We start from the raw sequence: 24,355 nt of genomic DNA on the forward strand, positions 1-24,355 counted from the left end.
AAGCCAGGAGTGGATGATTCCGTCGCCAGGTCGAAGGGAAACGCCGGAGCGCTCGGTCATGAACGAAGGCAATTCCTTTTGGACGCGGATGTCCGCCGGCTTGGGATATGCAACCGTGTGACAGAACGACTGAAGTACCAGGTCAGCAGAAAAACCAAGGCATGCGAGATCCTTCAGTTCGTCGCGTGTGAGTGGGCCAGTTGTATCGGGGGAGCCAACTGTAGAAATTTGGGGCTCGCAATAGGTGCCCGGGCTCACACCTTGCCCATCGGGCAAACCGCATGCACGTCCAACGATCTTCTGCGCGAGGGAGAAGCCCACAGCCGCGGCGGGCGCTTCGGCGTGCTGCTGAAAGACCTCGGAGGGCGGTAGCTTCAAGTAGTTGCGCGCCTCAGCAGTGAGGCGGCGGCCAAGAATCAGGTTAATTCGTCCACCTGCTCGCAACTCGTCGAGCAGCACTGGACTTTTCACCTGAAAAGGGGTCTCGTTTGCGCTTCCCTCGACAACCAGCCTGCCAGCATATGGGTAGAGCGAAATCTTGTCGCCGGTTTGAAGTGCCGAAACGTCAAGCTCAATAGCAAGACAGCCCGAGTCTTGCAACGTATTGAAGAAGATTGGCGCAATGGTGTTGGCCAAACATACGCCACCGCTTCGTTTGTTCGGCTGAAAGGGTACGTCGTGCCCGATATACCAAAGGAGGCTATTTGTGGCCGATTTGCGAGAAGAACCAGTACCCAGGACGTCACTGACAAATGCGATATCTCTGCCGCTAGTCCGACGGAGCTCCTCGATTTGTCGGGTTGGGCCCCGCTGGCCGTCGTAATCTGGCGTTACACCTGGACGAGCGTTACGCAGCATGCTGAGCGCATGAAAGGGGACATCCGGTCTGCTCCACACTTCTGTGGCTGGCGACAGGTCATCAGTAGTGATTTCGCCTTCCACTTTGAAGACTACCAGTTCAACCACCTGAGGTACTGCCGGCCTCGATGTGAACCACTCTGCTGCAGCCCAGCTCTTCAGCACTTCGCCTGCTCGAATGCTTCCAGCCTCTGCCTTCCGAGTCAGCAACTCGAAGTTGGCAAAGATCAGGATTGTTTTCCTTAGTGCCTCGACGGCCACATCACCGACTTCGTTATCGTCAAGGAGCGCAATTAGCGGTTCGACATTGAAGCCTCCCAGCATCGTGCCGAGCCTGAACGTCGCTCGCCGGCGCGACAGGGACGCTAGCTGGATCTCGCCCGTCGCTACGGAGGCGAGAAAGCGCGCTTTGATCGCGGCAGCCGGATCAACCCCTGGTGGCACTTGATCAGTCAGCAACTCCACTCCTTCCTGCTCGGAGTCGGAGGGCATGCCGGCCAGCAATCCATTGACCAGTTCGGCGGTTTGCGCGGCCGTAAGGGGGAGCGGAGGCAAACCTGCTGCAGCGCGCTCAACCGCGCTCTTGCGGTACGTCTCCATCTCGTTGTGAACTGCTTTCATGTCTTTATGTTGAAAAATAGCCACTCGAAGGATGCTGAACGCTTCGTAGCATCGTGGTTTACGCGGCCAAGCCAAAAAACTCGCGCCCATCTACTTTACTTTTGTCGTAAAAAAACGCAAGATAAAACCAACCAAAACAGGAGGCAAGCATGACAAGCAAGACATGGACGCGACGTCACTTTCTGGGCGCAATTTCTTCTGCGCCATTTGCCGGCACGGCCGGTGCGTCTTTTCTCGGCTTCAGTCCGAGCGTGAACGCCGCTGACGCGGCATGGCCGACAAAGCCCGTTCGTTTGATGGTCGGCTTCCCGCCAGGGGGCGGCGCAGACGCTATCGCGCGCCTCGTCGGGCGTAAATTGGAAGTGGAGTTGGGGCAGCCATTCGTAATCGATAATAAGAATGGAGCCACGGGCACGATCTGCTCCGCAGAGGTAGCGCGTTCAGCTCCAGACGGTTACACCCTGCAGGCTGCCCACGTCAGCTCAAATGCCATCGCGCCCATGTTGCTGGCCAAAGGGCGTTTCGACCCCATCAAGGATTTCACTCCGATCGGCCTAATCGGAATCACACCGCACGTTCTCGCGGTCAACAGCAAGAGTCACCTGCAGTCTCTGGACCAACTTATCAAATACGCAAAAGCGAATCCGGGAAAGCTGACGTTCATGTCCGCCGGGGTCGGTAGCTCTCCGCAACTTGCTGGCGAAGAATTCAAGCGAAAAGCAGGCATTGACATGCTGCACGTTCCCTTCAAGGGTACGGGGGAGGCCCTCAATGCGCTGCTTGCTAATGAAGTCGACATGACGTTCAGCTCTACGGGCTCTGTCATGCAGCACGTTAAGACCGGTCGGCTCAAGGTGTTGGCGGTTTGTTCGCCAAAACGCTTGGCTTCAATGCCCAACCTGCCGGCTATCGCAGAGGTATTGCCAGGCTACGAGGCATACACGTGGTACGGGTTGGCGGGGCCGGCAGGGTTGCCTACCCACGTCGTCGCCAAACTCGAGAAGGCCATGCAGAAGATCGTTCAGCAACCCGATTTCGTAAAGCGGATGGCCGATCTCGATGCAGAAGTAAAGCCTATGACGGCGGCACAGTTCAACGACTTCTGGCGAACCGAAGTGACCAAGTACCAAGCGCTGATTAAGCTGGCTAAGCTCGGCTAGCGCGAGGTTGCGACAGCCAGCCCCCACTTTTTTATTACAGTTTTATCCGGAGTAACGACGTGGCTCAACGACGCATTCCCGCTGTTTACATGCGGGGTGGTACCAGTAAGGGCGTCTTTTTTCACGCTTACGACTTGCCGGCCGATCCTAGCCAGCGGGATGCGATTTTGCTGCGTGTAGTCGGCAGCCCAGACGCGTATGAGAAGCACATCGATGGCATGGGCGGTGCGACATCGAGCACTAGCAAAGTTGTTCTGATCTCGAAATCCTCTCGCGGCGATTGCGATGTTGACTATCTGTATGGAGGGGTTTCCATTGAAAAGCCCGTCGTGGACTGGTCCGGCAACTGCGGAAATCTGACGGCTGCAGTTGGTCCGTTTGCCATCAGTGAAAAGCTGGTGGAAGCACCGATCAACGGCACCGCCATGGTGCGCATCTGGCAAGCCAACCTGGGTCAGCGCATCGTTGCTCACGTAGAAATGCGCGACGGTGAAGTGGTGGAGGATGGCACGTTTGAGCTGGACGGTGTTGCTTTCCCTGGTTCCGAAATCGAACTCGAGTTCCTTAACCCGACCGGCGATGCCGGCAAGATGTTGCCAACAGGCGCCCCAGTCGATCGCCTTGAGGTGCCGGGTGTGGGACTCATTGACGCGACGCTGATAAACGCTGGGAACCCAACAATCTTTGTTCGCGCAGAGGCCTTGGGTCTGAGCGGCATCGAGATGCAAGTCGACGTTAACGGGGACAGTGATCTTCTCGCTCGTGCTGAAGCTATTCGCGCCCATGCTGCCGTGAAGATGGGGCTTGCATCATCCGCCGAAGAGGCCACTACCGCTCGGCCGCACACCCCGAAGCTCGCCTATGTCTCGCCGCCCGCCGAGTACACCGCGTCCAACGGAAAAGTTGTGTCTACAGGGCAAATCGATATCGTGGCTCGTATCTTTTCCATGGGCCTGCTTCATCATGCGATGACAGGGACTGGAGCCGTGGCCATTGCTGCGGCGGGTTCGGTGCCAGGGACTGTGGTCAGCACTCTTCTCGGGGACACTCGGGTAAGGAAGGTTCGATTTGGTCACCCATCAGGAACTCTGACTGTCGGCGCTGAAGTTGCAAATAAGGTCGACACCTGGACGGTCAGCAAGGTAACGATGAGTCGAAGTGCGCGTCGTCTCATGGATGGCCACGTCTACGTCCCGCAAGTGTCCTCCGGGAATAGCTGAAGTGCTGTCTTTGGCTGGCCACGGAGCCTGCCTTCACCTGGAAAACTACCGATGAGCAATCTCGAGATCATCGCGAACGACTTGGCGCCGACAGGGAAGCTTCGTGCTTCCATAAATCTCGGAAATCCCCTATTGGCGGCGGTGGATGCGCCGAGCGGGGCATTGAAGGGCATAAGCATTGACTTGAGCAACGAACTGGCGGCGCGACTCGGTTTGACGGTCGAGTTTCTCGCTTTCGACGCAGCAGCGAAGTCAGTGAGCGCAGTCAGGAACGAAGAAGCGGATGTCGGCTTCTTCGCAATAGATCCTGATCGCGGTGAGGGCATAGCATTTAGCGCACCTTATGTCGTCATTCAGGGTAGCTACCTTGTCACGGTCGATTCTCCCTTGACTGCGAACGAGCAAGTGGATGTGGAGGGCTGCAGGGTCGTCGTGGGTCTTGGGAGTGCATATGACCTGTTCCTGACGAGGGAGCTTCAGTACGCGTCGATCGAGCGAGCCCCGACCTCGCCCGCAGTGGTCGAGACCTTCTTGCAGACCGATGCTGACGTGGCCGCCGGTGTCAGACAACAGCTTGAAGCCGATGCCTTGCGCTTCCCGAATCTGCGACTACTTCCGGGGAGCTTTATGCAAATTCAGCAGGCAACCGGCATTCCCGCGAGCAGGTCTGCGGGCACCCTGAGATTTCTCAGGGATTTCATCGAAGAAATGAAGGCGAGTGGAAAGGTTGCTGCCTTCATGCGGAACCACAATGTCGCGGGGGCTACGGTGGCGCCGGCGACGGCCGCTTAACTGCGCCAGTATCAGGCTGGCAAGCGGACCCGACGGTGCCCTTGCCAGCGATTTCTCAGTAAGCGTCTGTAGTCCGGCCAGGCATTCCCTCAGGGTGTTTCTAATTAGACGTTCGCTAGGCCGCCGGACAGCTCTCGTCCCTTTCCCACCAGTCTTTGACTCCTCGAGCCGCCTGTTCTCGGTGCGCTTGGAGTCCGTTCGTCCCCATTCCACAACAACGGCGAAAATGTGGATGCAGGGAGAATTGGCAGTTGGTTTTGCGACTCTGGCGTGCGCAGCCCGGTTGTTCAAGAGATCTATTCGGATCACTTCCATTGTACTATGCGTTGACACAGTACAAAAACTTGTCGATACTTCTTCATGGTTTCGCTGTCCGGGATGCAGTCTTCTTGAAGGTGCCCGCCAGAGGTCTCACCAGATGTGATTCGGTCCGCTACTGACGGGGTGGGTGCGTGCCACAACGCATTCGTACGATTGGGCGCTGGGTTGCATTGGGCGGCTTCCTGGCATTGAGCGGCATCATTGTGATTCTCGTATGGAGAATGATCCCGCCGTCGACTCCGAAGATGGCGATCGCCTGAGCCGCTGCAACGCGAGGGGATGCGCGCTATCCCGATATGTATTTTGCGGACTCATAGATCGATGTAGTGGCATGAGGCCGCCGAATTCTCGAGTAACTGGTGTGTAGGCATGGACAGCAATCGCAAGATAGTGTCGACGGCAGGAGAGATGGAAGACGCGGGAGTGGTGTTGCCCCTCAATGCCGTGGATTGCCATGTCCACGTTTTCGACCCTGCGCGCTTTCCATACAGCGTGCCGCGCAAGTACACGCCAGCTGCGGCAACCGTCGAGGACTTGGGGCGCTTTCACGCGTCACTCGGTATTCGCCGCACCGTGCTCGTCCAACCTAGCGTGTATGGGACTGACAACCGGTGCTTGGTGGATGCGCTGAAGACGCTGGGGGATAGCGCTCGAGGTATCGCAGTTCTACCGGACGACGTGTCCAGAGCCGAGCTTGATGAGCTTAATGGAGCGGGAGTCCGGGGAATTCGCATTAACGTACAAGTGAACGGCGCGCATGAGGCTGCGCACGCTCGCCGCGTAGTTGACCGAGCACTTACCCTGCTAGAGGACACGTGGTGGTGCCTGCAGATCTTCGCTGGCTACCAGATTCTCTTGAGCGTGGCCGACCTGATTGAGCAGTCGACGGTTCCAGTTATCCTGGACCACTTTGGGATGGCGCCCGTGGGGTGCCAGGAAAGGCCGCAAGAGTTTGCAGCCTTTCTACGCCTTCTTAGTCTTCCCAACGTCCACGTCAAATGTTCGGGCCCCCACCAGATTTCGCGATCCGGGCCCGAATACCAAGACGTGGCCCCTATCGCCACCGAATGCTTCCGGGCTGGGGCAGGGCGCGCAATCTGGGGCAGCGACTGGCCGCACACCGGCGGAACCACGCGCTCGGCCAACTACAACTGGATGGACGTTGAATCGTTCCGTTATGAAGACGATGCGAAGAACCTTCGCTCGGCTCGACTCTGGGCCGGTGAAAATGAGTTCACCAACGTCATGTCTGTCAACCCGGTGCACCTCTTCGGATTCGCTCAATACTGAGCGCCCGATGTGCCATTCACAAAGGAATCAAAGTGTCCAAGCCGCTATTGGGAATCATTGCCGACGACTTCACCGGCGGCACCGATATCGCCAGCATGCTCGCGAAAGAGGGCATGCGCACTGTGCAGACAATCGGTATTCCTCAGCAGCCTGTATCGGATGTCGATGCCATCGTCGTGGCTTTGAAGACGCGCACAAGCCCGGCCCAGGACGCTGTGAAAGAGTCTCTCGAAGCTGTTCGCTGGTTGCGCCAAGTAGGGTGCAAGCAGTTCTACTTTAAGTATTGCTCCACCTTCGACTCGACGCTGAAGGGGAACATTGGCCCGGTTATCGACGCCCTCATGGAGGAGTTGGGCGCTGATTTCACCATTGTGTGTCCCGCGCTCCCGGAAAACGGTCGCACGGTGTACAAGGGGAACCTCTTCGTCGGCGATGTATTGCTCAGCGAATCCGGGATGCGTCACCACCCGCTGACGCCGATGACGGATTCCAATCTGGTCCGACTGCTCGCGCCTCAGACGACGAAGACGGTGGGTCTTGTCGTCAGGGAAACCGTTGTGCAACGGCCGGAACAAATTGAAGACGCGTTTGCGAAGCTGAAGAGCAGTGGCGTCCAAATTGCGGTTGTCGATGCCACGGAAAACGCCGACCTGTACCGCATTGGTGAAGCATCGGCTGACTTGGCTCTTCTCACCGGCGGATCGGGCCTGGCGCTCGGACTCCCGCAGAACTACCGCAGGGCTGGCTTGCTTCGTAGTGAGACTTCCGCTTCGACGTTGGCAACCACGGATGGCAAGCTTGTCCTGCTGTCAGGTAGCTGCTCGGTGGCAACCAATGGCCAGGTCGAGCAATGGCTTCAGGCCCGCCCAGGCTTCAAGGTGGACCCGCTAGCAATTCACCGAGGCGAAGACGTGGCAGGAGAAGCAGTCTCATGGGTGCTCAACCAGACCGAGCCTGCTCTCGTGTACGCCAGTGCGCGACCCGACGAGGTAGCGGCAGTTCAAGCAGAGTTGGGTGTCGACGCTGCCGGGAAGTTGGTGGAAGGCGTGCTGTCGGCCATCGCCGCAGCCCTCAAGGGAAAAGGCTACAACAAGTTCATCGTTGCCGGCGGTGAAACGTCGGGTGCGGTGGTCAAGGCTTTGAACGTCCAGGGACTTCGTATCGGTGAATCTATCGCGCCGGGGGTGCCCTGGACTCAGTCGCTTGACGAGCGACCGCTGTCGCTTGCATTGAAGTCTGGCAACTTCGGCAGCGTCAAGTTCTTCGAGGAGGCGACGGCCGCATGTCCCTGACAGAAGCTCAGCAGCGCGAGAAGATGGTTCTGGCCGCAAAGTCGATTTTCGACCGCGGCCTGACCCACGGAAGCACGGGGAACATCAGCGTTGCGCTGGAAGACGGTTGGCTGCTGACGCCCACCGGCGCGTCTTTGGGCGACTTGGACCCCGCGCGCCTCTCCAAGCTCGACCGAGACGGCCGTCACATCAGCGGCGATGCACCGACAAAAGAATCGTTGGTCCACCTGGCGATGTATGAGGAGCGCAAGACCGCAGGGGCAGTCGTTCACCTGCACTCCACGCATTCCGTCGGGCTTTCGCTTCTCGACGATCTCGATCCGAGCGACCTTTTGCCACCGATGACGGCGTACTACGTCATGCGCGTCGGGTCGTTGCCGCTGGTTCCATACTACGCCCCGGGAGACCCTAAGCTGGCGGACGCGATCCGCATGTGGGCGGGCAAGCACCATGCGATGCTACTTGCTCATCACGGCCCGGTCGTCGCTGGAAATAGTTTGTCCGCAGCTGTGGATGCCTCGGAAGAACTTGAGGAAACGGCGAAGTTATTCCTGTTGCTGCAAGGACGTAAGTTTCGGTGCTTGTGCCCCGAACATGTTGCGGCATTGAAGGCAAAGTACAAACTGCCTGGGTAGGCAGCTTGTGTCACCCCGTTCGGGTGTCATGTCTTTGAAGGAGGTGAGCAATCGCCTCCTTTTTTTATTGCAAGCCTGCAAACGAACGGTGAGTAGGCATTCATTAATGCAAATACTAGCCTATCGATTAGCGCCTATCGCTGCGACCATGGCAGGTTATATCTCTCACTCGCGTGGTTGACGTATCAAAGCACTAGTCAAAAGAACGCGCTAGTTAATAGTCCCAGCTGCTGGAGCCTGATCGCTTACTGCGAACGTACGAGCAAGGAGCGCCACGTCAGACTGTTCCTCTAAGTCGTTGGCTACCGACACATGGCTCATCCCTCGGTACGATCGGTTGAACTGCGCATCGTACTCAGCGTGCTTCTTTCTCAACCCCGCCGGGCCGTGATGGGTATAGCCGTTGACCCAGCCCAGAATGGTGGAGGGGTCCAGCCCCATCTCCCCAGCGAGCGCCTTGAAACCGGTCGATTCACTCAAGTAGCGCTGAACGATATCGCGCTTGAACTTCTCATCGTATTTCGCCATGAAAAACACCCCAAAGGTTGGATGCGCGTCCAACTTTTGGGGTGCAGTTCAGCAACGGCGGGCTTTTCGCTATAGGGGCGAAATCTCAGGCGCTCTTCGCGGCCCAGTACGTCCGAGCGTTGGTGAACTCCCGAATACCAGCCGTCGCCAGTTCGCGCCCATAGCCAGACTTCTTCGTTCCACCGAAAGGTACTCGCGCATCCGATGCCGTAATAGCGTTGATGAACGCGGCTCCGCTGGTAACGCCCTTCGCGACAGCCAGGGCGCGCTCGTTCGACGCGGACCACACGCTTACCGACAGGCCGAACGGGGTGGCGTTGGCCAAATGGACGGCATCGGCGTCATCTTTGGCAACTGCAATGGCAGCCAGGGGGCCGAACGTCTCTTCGTCAAACGCGGCCATGCCGGGCTTCATGTTGGCGAGGACGGTTGGCTCATAGAAGTTGCCCGCCCCTTCGATTGCCTTGCCACCTGCCAGCAGGGTCGCGCCGGCTTCAACCGAACGGCGTACTTGCTGGTCCAGGGCATCGCGCAGGTCCGGACGTGCAAGCGGGCCCATCTGGGTTGCTGCGGAAGTCGGATCGCCGACTACCAAAGCCTTCGTAGCTGCGACGAAGCGGTCCGTGAACTGCTCGGCAATGGCTTGCGACACGATGAAGCGCTTCGCGCAGACGCAGCTTTGACCTGCATTGTGATAGCGCGCTTTGACTGCCGCGGTCACGGCGGCGTCGAGATCGGCGTCGTCTAGAACAATGAAGGCGTCGGAGCCGCCCAGTTCCAGCACCGACTTCTTCGACGCACGGCCGGCGGCAGCACCAACAGCGGCACCAGCGCGGTTCGAGCCCGTCAGGGTGACTGCTGCGATTCGGTCATCTTGAATCAGGCTATCGATGACTTGAGGAACCTGAGGCTCCGCCACTACCAGCGTGGTCACGAGATTCCTCGGAAGACCAGCATCAAGGAAAAGTTTCTCGAGAGCCAGAGCGCAGCCGGTGACGTTCGGGGAGTGCTTGAGCAATACACCGTTGCCCGCCGTGATGGCAGGGATGGCAAAACGCATGACCTGCCAGACCGGGAAATTCCACGGCATCACGGCGAGCACCATGCCGATGGGCTCATAGCTTACCCACGTATTGACGCCAGCGATGCTGACCGTCTCGTCGGCCAGGATTTGCTCGGCGTTGTCAGCGTAATAGATGGCTGTGACCGCGGACTTTTCCATCTCGCCCGCGGCTTCGGCGCCCACCTTGCCCATCTCGGCTGTGACCAGCTCGGCGAACGTCTTGGCTTGACTGCGCAGTTGTTCTGCCAGGCGGCGTACTGCAGCGACGCGGGTGGCGAGAGGCTGCTTGCCCCATTCCTTGGCTGCGACATGGCCCGCGCTAACGGCTGCCTCAATCTTTTCAGGGGTCCAACCTTCATAGGTCTGCAGCACGGCACCCGTGCAGGGGTTTTGCGTCGTAATGATGTTCGTCATGACAATCCTTCAGGTAGCGACAATGTGATACCGCAAGCCACTTCATTGGCGCGATGTCACTGTGGAATTTCCGCCTCCAAGGCGCACACAGCTAGAGCAGCAGGCTTCGAGTCAATCAGGGGCCCGTCTGCCTCCGGCGATGCCGCCATCATTCTTTTTTCACGATAAGCGTGAGGGACGCCGTCAGCGATGCCGAAACCGGCAGAATCGCCGAGAGTGCCCACGTACCGGCGGAGAACTGGCCCGTGGTTTCCTTGAGTTAGCTCATGAGATTGGGCCGGCAAATCCGCTGAGCGTGCCAATTGAGTTGCTAAACGCCAGACCTCCCGCTGCGGCAATGCCCGTCAGGAAGCGCGTGGGAATCGTCCAGAAGATCGCGCGAGCCGAGCTCACTGCGACGACAGCGGCACTGATACCGACGATTTCCCAGATAAACGAACCAGTCATGGTGGAAAGTGCGAGACCTGCTGCGCCGAACACGCAAGCGCATGCGAGGTTGAAGATGGCCTTGCCGCTACGATCCACAATTCGGGCCTGAGTCAGAAGTGGAAGTAAGCGCCAGGCGTTCTTGCTCATCGCTCGCCGGCGGATTTCCAGCTTTGTGGCAGCATCCGTCGCCACACCTTCATCCGTCGGCATTGAGTGGGAATACATAACGATCCTTCTGTTCACGACAAATACCTACCCACGCGGCTCCGCATGTCCGCCATGGAGTAGCGCGCACCGACGGCGGGCGCGCATCGGTGCATCACAGGATTGAAAACTGGTTAGTCGGCTGATACGTTCGCGGTCTTCACAACTGCCGACCATCTGGCGGACTCTGCGCGCATGAAGCGCGAGAAATCCTCGGGGGTCCCGCCAACCGGTTCAGCGCCCAGTTGTGCGAGCCGCTGTTTTGTCGCAGGCTCCTTCAGGATTTCATTAACTTGCGTGTTGATGTACTGAACGACGTGCTTCGAAGTGCCAGCAGGTGCGAGCAATCCGTACCAGGCAGGCGCATCGAACCCCGTCAGCCCTGCCTCGGAAAACGTCGGCACGTCCGGAAGCTCGGTCAAGCGTCGCGACCCTGTCACCGCAATGGCGCGCAGCTTGCCGCCCTTTAACTGGGGCAACGCCGAGGCAGCGGTATCGAACATCATTTGAACCTGCCCACCAATAAGGTCAGTTACCGCCGGACCGCTGCCCTTGTACGGGACGTGGATCATGTCAGTGCCGGTCATGCTGCGGAAAAGCTCGCCTGCCAGATGAACGGACGTGCCTTTCCCTCCGGACGCAAAATTGACCTTGCCAGGATTGGCCTTGACGTATCGGATAAGACCTTTGAGGTCTTTTTCGTGGAAATCTTTGGTGACTACGAGAACAGTCGGAGAGCTGGCAATCTGAACGACAGGAACGAAGTCCTTTTCAGTGTCGTATCGCAGCTTCTTGTAGACAAACGGATTAATGGACAGAGCCACCTGGCCAAACAGCAGAGTTTGACCATCCGCCGCCGAACGGGCGGCAAGTTCGTTGCCGATATTCGTGCCAGCCCCGGGGCGATTGTCGATAATGAACTGCGCTTTCGTCCGCTCGGACAAACGAGTCGCAATGTAGCGCGAGACGTTGTCACTGCCTCCACCTGGCGCGAACGGAACGATGATGCTTACCGGCTTCGTTGGGTAATTGCTATTGGCGTTGGCGCTGCCATTCAGCGAAATACTGGCGAGCGCTACTGTCAGCAGTACATTGAATGCCCTCATGCTGTCTCCAGACTGTTCTTGCTTTGTCGGGTGGGCGCGGTAGACAGGTAAAGGTTCCGCGCCCAGGCTCAAGCCTGAAATTAGGCCGCCGTGATGTTTTCTGCGACGGCTTGGCCGAATGCGGCGCAACCCATCTTGCCGCCCAGATCAGCGGTGCGGGTTTCCGGGTTGGCCAGCACCTTGTCCACTGCTACATCGATTGCCTTGGCTGCGGCCATGAAGTTGGCCTTTTCACGGTGCTCCCCGAGCCACTGCACGAGCATGGCAACGGACAGAATCATCGACGTCGGATTCGCCTTGTCTTGTCCCTGAATGTCAGGGGCCGAGCCGTGTTGCGCTTGTGCGCAGCAAAGCGAGTCGCCAGCCATTACAGAGCCGCCGAGGCCGAGGCTGCCGGAGAGTTCGGCAGCCAGGTCCGAAATGATGTCGCCGTAGAAATTCGTGGCTACCAGAACGTCGAAGCGCGACGGATCACGCACCAGGTATGCCGTGGATGCGTCGACGAGCAGGTCGTCGAGTTTCACTTCAGGGAACTCTGCAGCCACCTTCCGGACTTCACGCAGGAACAAGCCGTCAGTCATGTGAAAGCTGTTGGCCTTGTGGATCGCAGTGACATGCTTCTTACGCTTCATTGCCAATTCGAACGCGCGACGGGCGATGCGCTCCGAGCAATGCGCCGTGATTTTTCGCACGGAGATGGCCATATCCTTCGACGGCATCATCTCGCCCCAACCTTCATACATGTTGCGGTCGGGATAGAAACCTTCAGTCGCCTCGCGCATGATGACGAGGTCCATGTTATGCGTACCCTTACCCAGGAACGGACGGGAACGGTTGGGACGCACGTTCGCATACAGGTCCAGGTCGCAACGGAATGCGGCTGAGATGTTGCGGCCACCCTTGTCCGGCGCGGGGTAGTCGGCGTGCGATTGGGTGCCCAGAATCACGCCATCGTACGAGGTGGCTTTGTCCAGAACTTCCTGACGCAGAGTGGTGCCGTGCTTTTCCAGGCTGACGAAGCCAACGTCTTCGTAGTCGAACTGAAGACCCAGGTCAAACATCTGGTCAGCCTTCTTCAGGACGTCGAGGGAAGCGGCAACGATTTCAGGGCCAATGCCATCGCCCGGGAGAACAAGAATACGCATGATTAAAACTCCGAGTTAAGCCTTGGTGGACTGGTGTTCTGCCGACACAGGACGGGTTTCGCCGGAGCCGACAAGGGTCCGAGTCGCGTCGATGGTCGCGTAAATCCACAGGATCTTCATCGGCTCGGTTTTCGACAGGTTGCGGAAGCGGTGCGGGACGTTCGGGGGAATGAACGTGGTATCCAGCGGCTTGAGCCGATACTCGAGGCCGTCGATGTCGAGCATTGCATCGCCTTCCACGAGGACGACGCTTTCCTGGCAGTTGTGGCTGTGGAACGGAATCTCGACTCCTGGGGCAAAAGAGGTGTACCCGGTAATGAAGCTGTCCGAACCGATGGATTTGCCAACCAGCGGCGTCGTGCTCGCGCCACCGCCACGGTCATAGTTGGGCAGTTGGTCGGGAATCAGCAGTACTGCGCCCGAGGGGGTCTTGATAGTCATGAGTAACTCCGAAAGGATTCGCTGGCTCTGTCATGGACAGAGTCGGAATGTATTAAGCCGGTTGCCGGTCGAAGCCGTAGAGCTTTGCCGGGTTGTCGACAAGAATGCGTTGCAGCAGAGCGGGGGTGTTCGCCCAGCTGGCGAGCTGGCTCAGAGCGCGTCCAGCATCTTCCTTGCGGAAGGGTTCGACCTGCTCCAGATTGCCGTTACGGGTTCCAGAACTGCCGGTATGAGGCCAGTCCGATGCCCAAACCAGTCGGTCTGAGCGCGCAGCGATCAGCGCTTGTCCGAACTCGCTAGCGTCATCAAAATTCGGGGCATTCCGGGAGACGCGATAGGGGGCCGAGAGCTTCACGTATGCATTGCCCTTCTTTACGAGCTCAACGACGCTCGCGAACGCAGCCTTCTGCTCTTCTTTCTTGTGAGCTTTGACGCCTGCGACGTGGTCAAGCACGACGGGAACCTTCAGGTTTGCAATGTCTGCGGCGAGCTCAGCAATGACGTCCACATCCGCGTAGACCTGGACGGCCCAGCCCAGAGATCCAACCAGTTGTTCTGCCCGTTTCAGTTGAGTTAGCGCGAATTCGTGGTTTCGTTGGCCGCTCACCTCCAGGTTCAGGCGAATCCCACGTACGCCGCGCTGATGCATTGATTGCAGCGTTGTGTTCGGCGTCTTTTCGAGGTCAATCACCGCAACGCCTCGAGCCCTGCCGCTTAGTTGGCCCAGCGCGTCGAGAAGCGCGGCGTTGTCGACGCCGTAGACGCTCGGCTGCACTAGAACAATACGGTCAATACCAAGACGCTGTTCGAACGCAATGAGGTCCTCAACCCGGGCCACTCCCGGCGTATACGAGCGTTTGGGGGTGAACGGGAAACGCGCGCCATCGAAAAGGTGGACGTGACAGTCGCAGCTTCCGAGGGGCAGCTTGAAAGCTGGGGCGCTGACGTGGCTAACGAGATCCTGGTTCACGGGGCTTCCTGTTTTTTGGACACCCGGGGCGTCGCTGCAATGGCATCAAGGAGGGTCGAGCCACCCATGGCCGCTAGGCCCGCCTGAAGCAGTTGTCTACGATGCACCCAGTCTCCTGTTCTTATGGGACGCACCGTTGTGGCGCGATATGTGGAATTTTATAAATTCAAAGAACCAAGTAAAGCGTTTTTTGCGGTCGCAAAGAACCTAGAGGGTGAGCAGTGCTCCAGAACCCTTGATTTGGTAAGGATTTACAGGTGTTGTAATGGTTTACACCTAGGCAACCTGCAGGCCTCAAAGTGGATAGGAAGGCATCGACAGAAGTGCCGGAGACGTGGCACGTAAGGAATATAAAAGACCAAGATGCTCGTTGTGATAGGATCGCTCAACCGAATCGGAACGCTTGACCATGGCTCGCCAGCTCGCCGACGTCCTTGCAGCAAATATCCACCAGTACATTTCCGCCTCCGGCATCTCGCCAGGTACCCGTTTGCCCGAGCGCGCGTTGGCAGATCAATTCCGGGTGTCCCGTTCTCCGGTAAGGGAGGCCCTTCGTAGACTGGCCTTGCTAGCTGTTGTGGAGATGCATCCGGAAGGCGGATATGCGGTAGCGGAGGGCGGCACCCATCTGCCGGTGAACTCACGCGAGCCAGGTGCAGAAGATGGCGATGATGCTGAAGGCACCTACTTCAAGATCGCAGAGGAGCGGCTCGCCGGCGCACTGCCGGATCGCTTCACTGAGAACGAGATGATGCGTAGGTACAGCGTTACGCGTGCGCAGCTCAGTGCCATCTTGCGACGCATGGCACAAGAAGGATGGGTTGAGCGCCTACCCGGGCATGGATGGATGTTTCTCCCGGTTCTTACGTCGGCAGAGACCTACAAGCAAGGCTATCGGTATCGTTTGCTTATCGAGTCCGCCGGGATTCTGGAGCCGACATTTGAACTGGATCGAGAAGCTTTGTTGCGATGCCGGTCCGAGCAGGTGGCGCTCGCGAATGGTGGCGCGAGAACAGCAACAGCCGCGGCCTTGTTCGATGCCAATAGCCGTCTTCATGAAACCATCGCGGCCTGTTCCGGAAATGCCTTCATTCTGGAAGGGCTGCGCAGACTAGACCGTTTGCGCAGACTCATGGAGTACCGGAAAGCAGTGGATCGCGACCAGGCGGAACGTCGGTGCAGAGAGCACCTGACGCTAATCGACCTGCTTTTGGGAGGTCAGAGAGAAGCCGCTGCCGACTTCATGCGCTTGCACCTTCGCAACGCGGTGAGGGAAAAATCAGACAGCTAAGCCTTTCACCACCACCCACCCCAGCACGTGGCGCAATGACGGAAGTCGGCCACTTGCCTGCATACTTAGCCGAGAAGACCGCGAAGTTTCTTTACCGCGCTGTCCGGGGTCGTCAGCACCGGTCGTCCCGCCGACTGTTCCAGAGCCTGTGCCGCGGAAGTCATCGAAAACTGGGCAAAGCAGATTACGTCGAACCGCGCGAGATCGGCGCCTTTCTGCGCAACAAGGGTGTCATGGCGAATTTGGTCGCCCCGGCGTAGCGCGTCCAGAGCTTCGGGAACGTAGAAAGATTCGAGGGTGACAGGAAGCGCGCGAGCAGCAGCCTCAGCTTCCAATTCCTGCGTAATCGACGCAATTGCAGGTTCAAACGTGGCCACGAGTGCAATGCGAGTACCAGAGAACAGGGCCTCGTCAATCATTGCTTCGTTTGGCTTGAGAACCGGAACCGATGATGCCGCTTGCGCGGCTTCGATCGCTGCACCGAATGCGGAGCAAGTAAAGAGAATGCCTTCCGCTCCACAATCCACTCCGTACTGGGTCAGTGCCTTGAACCGAGCAATGATGAGTGGGGCGTCGACCGGCGTATCTCGTAACGCATCGGAAAGCGAATCATCGAGCAGATTTGCCGTCTCGGCCTCGGGCCAAAGACGCTGGAAACTCTCAGCAATCGCCGGAATTGCGACGGCAGTTGCGTGGATCAATTGAATGCGTGTCATCTGGAGTAGAGGCGGGCGTCGAGTTTCGGCGCAACGCCCTGTAGAGCTTAAAGGGTAATTGGTGCGTCCACAACCAAAATGCCGTCGGCATCCGCATAGATGTACTCGCCGGGACGAACGCGCTGACCTGCCATGTCGACGGTTGCGCCCACGGTTCCTTCGTTGCGCTTGAGAGATTTCATCGGCATGCAACCCAGCGCCTTGATGCCTAGCGTGATACCCGCAAGCACATCCTTGTCACGGACATGTCCGTAAATGACGGCGCCGGCCCAGCCATTCTTTGCTAGGTCAGCCGCAATAATGTCTCCAAGCAGGGCGCAACGATCGCTGCCTCCGCCGTCGACGACCAGAACCTTGCCCGTGCCGGGAGTGGCGCTCAGTTCCTTGATGCGGGAGTTGTCTTCAAAGCATTTCACCGTAACGGCCTCACCTTCGAAGGTGGTCACAGCGCCAAAGTCATGGAAAACCGGCTTGAAGACGCGAGCATCTTCCATCAGCTTGTCACATAGGTCAGTAGTCTTGAGTGTCATGCCATGCCTCTTTATGAAAGTGCTGCCGCTGACGACCCTCTTGGGAAAACGACGGGTCGCCGGGCTGCTTTGTCGAATCAGTGCGTTGTGCCTAACAGCTATCGATTAGCGTAGGCAGTAGAAGGCAGATTTCCCAGCGTAGCTTGCCGTATCGCCGAGTGCTGCCTCAATGCGCAGCAATTGGTTGTACTTGGCGATGCGGTCCGAGCGCGACAGCGAGCCGGTCTTGATCTGGCCTGCGTTCGTGCCCACGGCGATGTCGGCAATCGTACTGTCCTCGGTCTCGCCCGAACGGTGCGAGATCACGGCCGTGTAACCAGCGCGCTTGGCCATCTCGATGGCGGCAAAAGTCTCGGTCAGGGTGCCGATCTGGTTGATCTTGATCAGGATCGAGTTGCCGATGCCCTTCTCGATGCCTTCCTTCAGGATCTTGGTGTTGGTGACGAACAGGTCGTCGCCGACCAGCTGCACGCGCTTGCCGAGCTTGTCGGTCAGGGTCTTCCAGCCGTCCCAGTCGCCTTCGGCCATGCCGTCCTCGATCGACACGATCGGGAACTTGTCGCACAGGTTGGCGAGGTAGTCGGCGAACTGGGTCGACGACAGCTTCAGGCCTTCGCCTTCCAGCTGGTACACGCCTTCGGCCTCGTGGTAGAACTCGCTGGCGGCGCAGTCCAGCGCCAGCAGCACGTCCTCGCCAGCGCGGTAGCCGGCCTTCTCGATGGCTTGCACGATGGTGTTCAGGCACTCCTCGTTGGACGAGAAGTTCGGGGCGAAACCGCCCTCGTCGCCCACCGCGGTGGACATGCCCTTGTCGGCCAGGATCTTCTTCAGCGCGTGGAAGATTTCGGCGCCGCAACGCAGCGCTTCGCGGAAGCTGGTCTGCGACACCGGCATGACCATGAATTCCTGGATGTCCAGGCTGTTGTTGGCGTGCGCGCCGCCGTTGACGATGTTCATCATCGGCACCGGCAGTTGCATCGCGCCCGAACCGCCGAAGTAGCGGTACAGCGGCAGGCCGGCTTCTTCGGCGGCGGCCTTGGCCACCGCCATCGACACCGCCAGCATGGCGTTGGCGCCCAGGCGGCCCTTGTTCTCGGTGCCGTCGAGGTCGATCAGGGTGCGGTCCAGGAAGGCCTGCTCGGAGGCGTCCAGGCCCATGATGGCTTCGGAGATTTCGGTGTTGATGTGCTCGACCGCCTTCAGCACGCCCTTGCCCAGGTAGCGGCTCTTGTCGCCGTCACGCAGCTCGATGGCTTCGCGCGAACCGGTCGACGCGCCCGACGGCACCGCCGCACGGCCCATCACGCCCGACTCCAGCAGCACATCGCACTCGACCGTGGGATTGCCGCGCGAGTCCAGCACCTCGCGACCGATGATATCTACGATTGCGCTCATGTTCCTCCGTGTATTAATTGTTACTGCACCAATGAATCTGCTACTGGATCAGCCGCTGTTGCGCAGGCCTTGTGCCAAGCCATTGATCGTCATCTTGATACCTTGCACGATGCCTTCGGATACCTGCCCGGAACGATGTCGCTTTAGCAACTCAATTTGAGCGTGGTGCAAGGGGTCGAGATACGGACTGCGATTCCGGATCGAGCGGCGGAAGGCCGGATTCCCGGCAAGCAGAACGTCCACCTTCAGGATGCCAAGAAGGTGACGCTTCGTGAGTTCGTACTCGCCTCGGATTCGGCTAAAGATGCGATCCCTCAGCTCAGCATCCCTGGTCAGGTCGGCGTACCGCGAGGCGATGCCGAGGTCCGTCTTTGCGAGAACCATTTCCATGTTGGACAACATAGTCCTGAAGAAGGGCCATGAACCCTGCATCTCTTGTAGGAATTCCAAGCCGTTTGGGTTCTCCCGGAGCCAGGCGTCAACTGCGGATCCAAATCCGAACCAGCCCGGTAGCATCAGCCGACATTGAGCCCACGAGAACACCCAAGGGATAGCACGCAGATCCTCTATACGGTCTCCTGACTTCCGCGACGTCGGGCGACTGCCAATGTTGAGCTGTGCAATCTCTGAGAGCGGTGTGGACTCACGGAAGTAGGTACTGAATCCATCCGTTTCGTACACGAGCTCGCGATATGCCACATAGGCTTGCGCCGAAAGGGCCTTGGTAACCACGTGGAAGATCTCTTCCTTGCTGGCGTCGAGTTCTTGCCCGATAGCGCAAGCTTCAAGGCTTCCCGCCACCAGGGCTTCCAAGTGCTTCCGACCTACTTCTGGGTTCTTGTACTTCGATGCGATGACTTCACCTTGTTCGGTGATGCGAATCTTTCCAGACCGCGCGCCATGGGGCTGTGCGAGAAGCGCATCGTAGGCTGGCCCACCACCGCGACCGACCGCTCCTCCGCGGCCGTGGAACAATCGCATTCCAACGCCGTGACGAGTCAGTACCTGTTCAAGGCTGATCTCAGCTTGGTAAATTTCCCAGCAGGAAGTAAGGAAGCCCCCGTCCTTGTTGCTGTCGGAGTACCCCAACATAATCTCTTGCTCGTTCCCCCGTTGGGTTACGAGTGTCCGGTATTCCGGAATGGCGAGGAGCGCTTCCATGACTCCCGGGGCTCCGCGCAAATCCGGGATGGTTTCAAAGAGAGGGACGATGAGCACTTCATTCGAAGGATTTCCGCTGCCGATTGAACTCGTCAGCAGCCCGGTTTCCTTGAGGAGGACAGCAACAGCCAAAATGTCGGAAACTTCCGCAGTCTTAGAAATAATGCAATGGCGTACCAAGGGGGCGCCATACACCCCCCGCAATTGACGAGCTGTGGCAAATATCGCGAGCTCTGACTTGGTTTCGTCACTATAGGCTGCGAACGCGGACCACAGTGGACGTGTACCAGCAAGCTCTGCGCTGAGGATAGTGCGCTTCTCTTCCTCGTCACGATCAAGGTAGTCAACGCAAACACCGGCCCTCTCGAGAAGTTCTGCAATCGTCCTTGCATGCACCTCCGAATTCTGACGAAGGTCGATCGGTGCAAGGTGGAACCCAAAGACTTCCACGGCCTTGGCCAGGTTGCGCAATTCCCCTTCCGCAAGCAGGGAAATGTTCAGGGAAAGTTGAATCTGCTTAAGGTCCTCAGCCATCTCGCTAGGAGTTCGATAGTAGTCCGGCGATACGAGGGCTACCGGTGTGGCGCCAGCATCAAGGCAGGAGCGCGTAGCCGTGAGTTTCTGAGAAACATATGCCAAGGCGCGTCGGTACGGTTCGTCGCTTGTATGCGGCGAGACACAGTTGGCTCGATCCGACATGAGCTTGACCGAGGGGGCGACGCGAGTTCGAGCCGTAGATAGGCTGAGCGTCTGGATCAAATGCGCCAGGACGCCCTGGTAGTAGTCGATGCACGCCTCGGATTGCAGCAAGGCAGCCGATTTCAAGGATTCCGAACCCACGTTCGGGTTGCCGTCACGGTCGCCGCCAATCCATGTTCCGACTTGAAGTAGAGGTTGTGTCCGCTTCGGTGCTGGAACTCGAGGCCCGTGACCTAGCTCTCCAACGGTGTCCTCAAGCCAGCAGTGCAAGCGAGGGACTTCCTTGAGGAAAGTTCGAGTGAAGTAGCTGATTCCGTTCTTGACCTCATCGGCCACTGTCAGCCCTTGGGCGCGGAGAAGTCGAGTGTTCCATAGGCAGTTCACCGAGTAGGCGATGCCGTGACGGAGCTCTTCATCCTCATTCGGCGTGAGCTGACGAGCATCCCGAGCTTCGAGTAGCTCCGCGATACGGCGTTCATGCGTGAGGATGGTTTGACGTCGAACTTCGGTGGGGTGAGCGGTCAAGACGGGGGTAATCGACAGCCGGGACAGTAATGCCCAGATGTCCTTTTGGTCATAGTGCGAGGCCACCAGCGAGTTCAGGCTGCGCAGGAGACTGCCAGGTCTCATAAAGAATCCGGCCATTTCCGCTGCACGGCGAACGCGCTTCTCGTGCTGGTCTTCTGCAATGTTGGCTAACAGGAGGAACAAGGTAAAGGACCGTGCAACGGTCTGCATTACCTCCGCAGGCAAGCCTTCCATGGCGGCGTTCAAGCGCGTGCGTACGCTGTCGTCTGTTGTCCTGCTGAACGCCAGAGCCAGTCGACGTATTTCCTCGACTTTCTCAAATATCCCAGCACCTTCTTGTGCCTTCAGAACACGGCCAAGTTCGTCCCCAAACAGTCGAATGTCATTTGTAAGGCGATCTTCCAGTTCAGCCTGAAGCCCCTCGTAGCCGGCGAGACCTTCCAAGTCCTGTTCGGGATTGAATAAACTGGTGGCGGAGCGAGGGCGTAGAAGAGAGAGGCCTGACAGAGGCGTCGTGGTCACGATAAGTCCCATACGTGTTACCGGCGAGATCTCTCCTCGCCCGTGAAAACATAGGCAGTGAAGTGGCTGTCCGTGGCCAGCCACTTCGAGCGTCAGAAGATGAAGCGGGTGTTGATGAATGCAGACTTGTGACCGAGGACGATGTCGTCCAGCAAGGCCTTCGAATCCGGAGTCGCCTTGGCGGCTACCATTGTGCGAATGGAGAAGGCCCGCAGCGCATCGGAAACCGACAGCGTTCCTTCCGCGGAGTCCTTTCGACCAGTAAACGGGAAGACGTCCGGGCCGCGCTGACACTGGCAGTTGATGTTCACGCGGCAGACCTGGTTGACGAGTGGGTCGACGAGCGTCGCGATTGTGTCTGCGTCCGAGCCGAAGATACTGACCTGCTGGCCGTAGTCAGAACTCTCGACATAGGCCAGCGCGGTTTGGACGTCGTCAAACGGCACTATGGGCACCACGGGGCCGAACTGTTCCTCCCGATACAGCCTCATACGCTCGTTGACGGGATACACCACCGCCGGGACGAACAGCGATTCGTCGTTGTCGCCACCGCCTGCATTTCGAACGGACGCCCCTTTCTCCACCGCGTCCTCAATGCACGCGGTCAGGTACCGTGGCTTGTTCTTGTCGGGCAGGGGAGTGATGAAGACCCCGTCTTCCCATGGCATACCGATTTTCAAGGCCGCCAGTGCCGCGCAGTACTTGTCGAGGAGCGCTTCCGCAATGGACTGATGGACAAGGAGGGTCTTGAGCGCGGTACAGCGTTGTCCGTTAAACGAAAGCGAGCCCAAGACACATTCCTTGACCGTGAGGTCGAGGTCAGCGTCCGGCAGGATGATCGCCACATTCTTTGCATCAAGACCCAAGACGGCGCGCAGGCGGTTCGTCTTCGGATGCAGCTTCTTGAGCTTGTCGGCTACGCGTGACGAGCCAATCAGTGCGAGTACGTGGACCTGGCCTGAGGCCATCAACGGTGGAACGACTTCTTCGCCACGGCCGTAGACCGTATTGACCACGCCCGCAGGGAAGGCATCCCGGAAGGCTTCGAGGATCGGTGCGAAAAGCAACGTGCCGAACTTTGGCGGCTTGAACAGAATCACGTTGCCCATAATCAGGGCTGGGATGAGCGTCGTGAAGGTTTCGTTCAGTGGATAGTTATACGGACCCATGCACAGCACTACACCAAGCGGTGCACGACGAATCTGGGCGATGGTGCCTTCAACAACTTGGAATCGCGAATTGTTGTTGTCGAGTTCTTTGAGGGCATCAATGGTCTGACGGATATAGTCGACGGTACGGTCGAACTCCTTGGCGGAGTCGACAGCCGACTTACCAATCTCCCACATGATGAGGTTGACGATGAGCTCGCGCTTCTCGACCAGTCGTTGGGTGAAATCCTGGACATGCGCAATGCGCTGGTCGACGGACATCGTGGGCCACTGGCCGGTACCGGCTGCGTGCGCGTCCACTGCGGCTTTCAGTGCCTCCAAACTTTCAGTTGCCGTCGTGACCGGAAAGCTACCTACCGTCACTGGGTGGAGCTTTCCTTCAGCATCCCGTACACGAACGGGAGACTGCACGGTGTGCACCGGGCCGTCCCATTGTCGGAGCTCCCCATTGATCAGGATATGGCGCTGATTGAGTGGTTCGCCCAGACGGTGCTTGGCCGGGATGGAGTCAGCCGTCGGAAAGAGGGCGGCCAGGTGGGTGGTTTGATTCGATGTTGCCATGGGAATGCTCTTGCGTCAGCTTCGGTGGGACGGGACGGGGAACACGAGACGCAACAGGTTGGTCGACCCTGGCGTGCGGAATGGCATGCCAGCAACGATTGCAAACGGTCGCGTTTCGGGCTGAAAGCCTTCGGCTCTCGCTACCTCCGTTGCGTGTTCGACCATGTCTTCAACGCTCTCCGCATCGTCACCATGTACCGCGTGGACGCCCCAGACCAGCGCAAGACGGCGAGCGGTTTCAATCTTGGGCGTCATGCCAACCACGGGCACGTTGGGTCGCTCATGTGCAACGCGTAGTGCGCTCGAGCCGGAGAGGGTGTAGGTCAGGCAAGCGGACAAGGGCAGTATGTCTGCAACGGTGCGGATGGCGGCACCGATCGCGTCGGCTGCATCCGCACGACGCGTTGCTGCGATGGCGCCCATCGTGTCGCGTTGAAGCTTGTCGCGCTCAGTATTCCGAATGATGCGTGCCATCATTTGTACGGCTTCAAGCGGATACTCACCACTCGCGGATTCGGCCGAGAGCATGACGGCATCCACGCCGTCATACACCGCGGTCGCAACGTCTGATGCTTCGGCGCGCGTCGGAGCGGGCGAGCTCACCATCGAGTCGAGCATCTGGGTGGCCACCACAATCGGCTTGCCAGCTTCGCGGCACAGTCGGGTCAGTCGCTTCTGAATCGTAGGGACCTCTTCCGGGGGCATTTCGACACCGAGGTCCCCGCGGGCCACCATGATGGCGTCGGCAGCGGCGATGATGGCGTCGATGTCTGCGATGGCATTCGGCTTCTCGATCTTCGCCATGATGCCAACCGTGTTCCCGACGATGCGCCGGACTTCCTCGATGTCCTGGGCGGACTGGACAAAAGAGAGGGCCACCCAGTCAACACCGAGCGTCAGCCCATACGCCAGATCGCGATGGTCTTTCTCGGTCAGAGCGGAAAGCGCGAGGGCGCAATCGGGGACATTCACACCCTTGCGGTCAGAGATTTTTCCGCCGGTTTCCACGGTGGTATCTGCGAAATCCGGTCCGCAGCCTGTGACACGCAGACGCACTCGACCATCGTCGATGAGCAGGGCATTGCCCGGCGAGAGGGCTTCGAAGATTTCCTTGTGGGGAAGGTGAGCGACGCGATCGTTACCTTCTACGGCCTGCAATTGCAGTCGGAAAGGCTGACCCGCCACCAGCTTCACCGGCCCATCCGGGAATGTGCCCAGACGGAGCTTCGGGCCTTGCAAGTCGAGCAGCACGCCAATAGGGCGACCTGAAGCGACCTCCGCATCGCGAATGAGC

Annotated in this window: 19 protein-coding genes and 2 pseudogenes; 7 read left to right on the top strand and 14 right to left on the bottom strand. The window is 58.6% G+C overall.

Annotation, left to right across the window (positions count from 1 at the left end):
• Positions 1–1,479 (bottom strand): annotated as a pseudogene (locus CBM2588_RS30440) (bifunctional aconitate hydratase 2/2-methylisocitrate dehydratase); the annotation flags it as partial.
• A 149-nt stretch (positions 1,480–1,628) separates the two neighbouring features.
• On the opposite strand from CBM2588_RS30440, the gene CBM2588_RS30445 reads away from it, so the two are divergent.
• The 6 genes from CBM2588_RS30445 to otnC all read left to right on the top strand — a co-directional run bounded on the left by CBM2588_RS30445 (position 1,629) and on the right by otnC (position 8,189).
• Complete coding sequence (locus CBM2588_RS30445; protein ID WP_115684044.1) at positions 1,629–2,639, top strand: Bug family tripartite tricarboxylate transporter substrate binding protein; 1,011 nt, start codon at positions 1,629–1,631, stop codon at positions 2,637–2,639.
• A 59-nt stretch (positions 2,640–2,698) separates the two neighbouring features.
• Positions 2,699–3,859, top strand: coding sequence for a 2-methylaconitate cis-trans isomerase PrpF (prpF, locus tag CBM2588_RS30450; RefSeq protein ID WP_115684045.1), 1,161 nt, complete (start codon positions 2,699–2,701; stop codon positions 3,857–3,859).
• Between the two features lie 51 nt (positions 3,860–3,910).
• On the top strand, positions 3,911–4,651 hold the full coding sequence (locus CBM2588_RS30455; protein ID WP_115684046.1) for a transporter substrate-binding domain-containing protein: 741 nt from the start codon (positions 3,911–3,913) through the stop codon (positions 4,649–4,651).
• Between the two features lie 690 nt (positions 4,652–5,341).
• Positions 5,342–6,262, top strand: coding sequence for an amidohydrolase family protein (locus tag CBM2588_RS30460; RefSeq protein ID WP_115684047.1), 921 nt, complete (start codon positions 5,342–5,344; stop codon positions 6,260–6,262).
• 26 nt (positions 6,263–6,288) lie between these two features.
• The gene (otnK, locus tag CBM2588_RS30465; RefSeq protein ID WP_115684048.1) at positions 6,289–7,554 is read left to right on the top strand and encodes a 3-oxo-tetronate kinase; all 1,266 of its coding nucleotides are present in this window, start codon (positions 6,289–6,291) and stop codon (positions 7,552–7,554) included.
• On the top strand, positions 7,545–8,189 hold the full coding sequence (gene otnC, locus CBM2588_RS30470) for a 3-oxo-tetronate 4-phosphate decarboxylase (RefSeq protein ID WP_115684049.1): 645 nt from the start codon (positions 7,545–7,547) through the stop codon (positions 8,187–8,189). Before otnK ends, otnC begins: the two co-directional genes overlap by 10 nt.
• Positions 8,190–8,519: 330 nt before the next feature.
• Here the strand turns inward: otnC and CBM2588_RS31295 are convergent.
• From CBM2588_RS31295 to CBM2588_RS30505, 7 genes and pseudogenes are all read right to left on the bottom strand, one after another.
• Positions 8,520–8,717, bottom strand: a pseudogene (locus tag CBM2588_RS31295) (helix-turn-helix domain-containing protein); the annotation flags it as partial.
• 85 nt (positions 8,718–8,802) lie between these two features.
• Positions 8,803–10,194 (bottom strand): NAD-dependent succinate-semialdehyde dehydrogenase, encoded by a 1,392-nt coding sequence (locus CBM2588_RS30480; protein WP_115684051.1) that lies wholly within the window; start codon positions 10,192–10,194, stop codon positions 8,803–8,805.
• Positions 10,195–10,458: 264 nt separating this feature from the next.
• Positions 10,459–10,848 carry an MFS transporter gene (locus CBM2588_RS30485; RefSeq protein ID WP_147298477.1) on the bottom strand — a complete coding sequence of 130 codons (390 nt, stop codon included), beginning with the start codon at positions 10,846–10,848 and terminating at the stop codon, positions 10,459–10,461.
• Positions 10,849–10,961: 113 nt separating this feature from the next.
• The gene (locus tag CBM2588_RS30490; protein ID WP_115684052.1) at positions 10,962–11,933 is read right to left on the bottom strand and encodes a Bug family tripartite tricarboxylate transporter substrate binding protein; all 972 of its coding nucleotides are present in this window, start codon (positions 11,931–11,933) and stop codon (positions 10,962–10,964) included.
• Positions 11,934–12,013: 80 nt separating this feature from the next.
• Positions 12,014–13,078: an isocitrate/isopropylmalate dehydrogenase family protein gene (locus tag CBM2588_RS30495; RefSeq protein WP_115684053.1), complete on the bottom strand. Its 1,065-nt coding sequence runs from the start codon at positions 13,076–13,078 to the stop codon at positions 12,014–12,016.
• 15 nt (positions 13,079–13,093) lie between these two features.
• Positions 13,094–13,519 carry a cupin domain-containing protein gene (locus CBM2588_RS30500; RefSeq protein ID WP_115684054.1) on the bottom strand — a complete coding sequence of 142 codons (426 nt, stop codon included), beginning with the start codon at positions 13,517–13,519 and terminating at the stop codon, positions 13,094–13,096.
• Between the two features lie 52 nt (positions 13,520–13,571).
• Complete coding sequence (locus CBM2588_RS30505) at positions 13,572–14,489, bottom strand: amidohydrolase family protein (RefSeq protein ID WP_115684055.1); 918 nt, start codon at positions 14,487–14,489, stop codon at positions 13,572–13,574.
• Positions 14,490–14,898: 409 nt separating this feature from the next.
• Here CBM2588_RS30505 and CBM2588_RS30510 point away from each other — a divergent pair, with 409 nt between their 5' ends.
• Entirely contained in the window at positions 14,899–15,780 is an 882-nt protein-coding gene (locus CBM2588_RS30510; RefSeq protein WP_115684056.1) for a GntR family transcriptional regulator, read from the top strand.
• A 65-nt stretch (positions 15,781–15,845) separates the two neighbouring features.
• On the opposite strand, the gene CBM2588_RS30515 is transcribed toward CBM2588_RS30510, so the two are convergent.
• The 6 genes from CBM2588_RS30515 to pyk form a co-directional block, all read right to left on the bottom strand.
• The gene (locus CBM2588_RS30515; protein WP_115684057.1) at positions 15,846–16,496 is read right to left on the bottom strand and encodes an aspartate/glutamate racemase family protein; all 651 of its coding nucleotides are present in this window, start codon (positions 16,494–16,496) and stop codon (positions 15,846–15,848) included.
• A 47-nt stretch (positions 16,497–16,543) separates the two neighbouring features.
• Positions 16,544–17,026: a ribonuclease E activity regulator RraA gene (rraA, locus tag CBM2588_RS30520; RefSeq protein ID WP_115684058.1), complete on the bottom strand. Its 483-nt coding sequence runs from the start codon at positions 17,024–17,026 to the stop codon at positions 16,544–16,546.
• Positions 17,027–17,131: 105 nt separating this feature from the next.
• Positions 17,132–18,421 carry a phosphopyruvate hydratase gene (eno, locus tag CBM2588_RS30525; RefSeq protein ID WP_115684059.1) on the bottom strand — a complete coding sequence of 430 codons (1,290 nt, stop codon included), beginning with the start codon at positions 18,419–18,421 and terminating at the stop codon, positions 17,132–17,134.
• A 48-nt stretch (positions 18,422–18,469) separates the two neighbouring features.
• On the bottom strand, positions 18,470–21,253 hold the full coding sequence (gene ppc / locus CBM2588_RS30530; RefSeq protein ID WP_197717981.1) for a phosphoenolpyruvate carboxylase: 2,784 nt from the start codon (positions 21,251–21,253) through the stop codon (positions 18,470–18,472).
• Between the two features lie 170 nt (positions 21,254–21,423).
• Positions 21,424–23,061, bottom strand: a complete 1,638-nt coding sequence (locus CBM2588_RS30535) for an NADP-dependent glyceraldehyde-3-phosphate dehydrogenase (RefSeq protein ID WP_115684061.1) — start codon at positions 23,059–23,061, stop codon at positions 21,424–21,426.
• 15 nt (positions 23,062–23,076) lie between these two features.
• Positions 23,077–24,351: a pyruvate kinase gene (gene pyk, locus CBM2588_RS30540; protein WP_231942374.1), complete on the bottom strand. Its 1,275-nt coding sequence runs from the start codon at positions 24,349–24,351 to the stop codon at positions 23,077–23,079.
• Positions 24,352–24,355 lie beyond the last annotated feature (4 nt).

The organism is Cupriavidus taiwanensis (assembly GCF_900250075.1).
In the GTDB taxonomy this organism is placed as follows: Bacteria; Pseudomonadota; Gammaproteobacteria; order Burkholderiales; family Burkholderiaceae; genus Cupriavidus; species Cupriavidus taiwanensis_C.

What these genes read in the sequence shown, in the direction of transcription:
- CBM2588_RS30445 (WP_115684044.1), top strand. Translation starts at nt 1,629, where the DNA reads ATGACAAGCAAGACATGGACGCGACGTCACTTTCTGGGCGCAATTTCT.
- CBM2588_RS30455 (WP_115684046.1), top strand. Translation starts at nt 3,911, where the DNA reads ATGAGCAATCTCGAGATCATCGCGAACGACTTGGCGCCGACAGGGAAG.
- CBM2588_RS30460 (WP_115684047.1), top strand. Translation starts at nt 5,342, where the DNA reads ATGGACAGCAATCGCAAGATAGTGTCGACGGCAGGAGAGATGGAAGAC.
- otnC (WP_115684049.1), top strand. Translation starts at nt 7,545, where the DNA reads ATGTCCCTGACAGAAGCTCAGCAGCGCGAGAAGATGGTTCTGGCCGCA.
- CBM2588_RS30480 (WP_115684051.1), bottom strand. Translation starts at nt 10,194, where the DNA reads ATGACGAACATCATTACGACGCAAAACCCCTGCACGGGTGCCGTGCTG.
- CBM2588_RS30485 (WP_147298477.1), bottom strand. Translation starts at nt 10,848, where the DNA reads ATGTATTCCCACTCAATGCCGACGGATGAAGGTGTGGCGACGGATGCT.
- CBM2588_RS30490 (WP_115684052.1), bottom strand. Translation starts at nt 11,933, where the DNA reads ATGAGGGCATTCAATGTACTGCTGACAGTAGCGCTCGCCAGTATTTCG.
- CBM2588_RS30495 (WP_115684053.1), bottom strand. Translation starts at nt 13,078, where the DNA reads ATGCGTATTCTTGTTCTCCCGGGCGATGGCATTGGCCCTGAAATCGTT.
- CBM2588_RS30500 (WP_115684054.1), bottom strand. Translation starts at nt 13,519, where the DNA reads ATGACTATCAAGACCCCCTCGGGCGCAGTACTGCTGATTCCCGACCAA.
- CBM2588_RS30510 (WP_115684056.1), top strand. Translation starts at nt 14,899, where the DNA reads ATGGCTCGCCAGCTCGCCGACGTCCTTGCAGCAAATATCCACCAGTAC.
- CBM2588_RS30515 (WP_115684057.1), bottom strand. Translation starts at nt 16,496, where the DNA reads ATGACACGCATTCAATTGATCCACGCAACTGCCGTCGCAATTCCGGCG.
- rraA (WP_115684058.1), bottom strand. Translation starts at nt 17,026, where the DNA reads ATGACACTCAAGACTACTGACCTATGTGACAAGCTGATGGAAGATGCT.
- eno (WP_115684059.1), bottom strand. Translation starts at nt 18,421, where the DNA reads ATGAGCGCAATCGTAGATATCATCGGTCGCGAGGTGCTGGACTCGCGC.
- CBM2588_RS30535 (WP_115684061.1), bottom strand. Translation starts at nt 23,061, where the DNA reads ATGGCAACATCGAATCAAACCACCCACCTGGCCGCCCTCTTTCCGACG.